Raw genomic sequence first — 1,501 nt, 5'->3', positions numbered from 1 at the left:
CCGGGGTGCCGGACGGCGACCTGCCCCGCGGCGAGGAGCTGGTCCACCCGGGTGGCGGGCGGCCCCGGACGCCCGCGATCATCGCCTCCGTCGCCGCCGCCGTGCTGCTGATCGGCGGGGGCGGGGCCTGGCTCGCCACCAACGTGGCCGGCGGGTCGGGCGGCGGACAGACCTCCGGCGCGCCCGGCGGGGACGACACTCCCCCGCCGCTCGCGCTCGACGGGTACTCGGAATCGACCTCCGGCGAGGGCAACGGCATCGCGCCCGGCGAGCCCAACCCCTACGGCGCCACCTACCGGCTCGGCGGCACGCTGCCCGACGGCCCCGGCGAAGCCCCGGTGTACCGGGCGCGGGGCGAGGTCACCAAGGCGGACGTGGCCCGGCTGGCGAAGGCTCTCGGGGTCGAGGGGACGCCGGTGGCACAGGGCGAGGCCTGGAAGGTCGGGGCCGGTCAGGACGGTTCGGGACCGAACCTCCAGGTGAACAAGCATGCGCCGGGTGCCTGGACGTTCAACCGCTACGCCCCGGGCACCGACAACTGCAAGGGCACCGACACCTGCACGGCTCCGCAGTCCGGCGGCACCCCGGTGAGCGAGGCGGCGGCGGAGAAGGCCGCGGCGCCGGTGCTGAAGGCGCTGGGTCAGGACGACGCGAAGCTCGACGCGAGCCAGGTCATGGGCGCTCAGCGAGTGGTGAACGCCGCTCCCGAGGTCGGCGGACTGCCGACGCACGGCTGGACCACCGGGGTGACGGTCGGCTCCGACGGCGAGGTCGTCGGCGGCAGTGGTCAGCTCAAGGCGCCGGCCAAGGGGGACACCTACCCCGTGGTCAGTGCCAAGAAGGCGCTGGAGCTGATGGAGACCCGGCCGAAGAACGACCACCGGATGGGCATCGGCGGCTGCGCGAGCGCCGTGCCGCTGAAGGACCGGCTGGAGCAGCCCTGCGGATCGCCGGCGAGCGGCTCTCCCGAGCAGGACACGGTCACGGTCGAGAACGCGGTGTTCGGACTGGCCTCGCACTTCGTGGACGGGCGCCAGGCGCTGGTGCCGTCCTGGCTGTTCGAGGTGACGGCGCCGGGTGCGAAGGACCCGTTCACGGTGACGTACCCGGCGGTCGACCCGAAGTACCTGACCTCCTCCACGCCGAGCGAGCCGAGCGACAAGCCGACGGCGGCGCCCGGGCCGCGCGATGTCGAGGTGGACGGCTACCGGGCCGAGGGTTCGGAGCTGACCGTGACCTTCACGGGCGGTGTGTGCGCCGACTACGACGTGAAGGCGAGCGAGAACGGCGACGAGGTGACGGTCGAGGTGACCTCGACCGCGTGGCCGGACAAGGTCTGCATCATGATCGCGAAGCAGTTCCAGGAGACCGTGCAGCTCGACGAGCCGCTCGGCGACCGTGCGGTCGTGGGCTCGGACGGCAAGGCGGTCCCGCTGGCCAGGGAGGGCGCACGGCTGCCGGCTCCCCCGACGCGGGAGCGGTAGCAGCCGGGTAGGTACCC

General features: G+C 73.9%; 1 protein-coding gene. It reads left to right on the top strand.

What is annotated here, in order from left to right; genetic code table 11:
• Positions 1-5 precede the first annotated feature (5 nt).
• Positions 6-1,484 (top strand): hypothetical protein, encoded by a 1,479-nt coding sequence (locus tag ACFTZL_RS44845; RefSeq protein WP_382596389.1) that lies wholly within the window; start codon positions 6-8, stop codon positions 1,482-1,484.
• Positions 1,485-1,501: the final 17 nt, after the last annotated feature.

The sequence above is a fragment of the Streptomyces sp. NPDC056948 genome (genome assembly GCF_042674225.1).
GTDB classification, from domain to species: Bacteria; Actinomycetota; Actinomycetes; order Streptomycetales; family Streptomycetaceae; genus Streptomyces; species Streptomyces purpurascens.
This window is presented reverse-complemented; position numbering and strand designations above follow the sequence as displayed.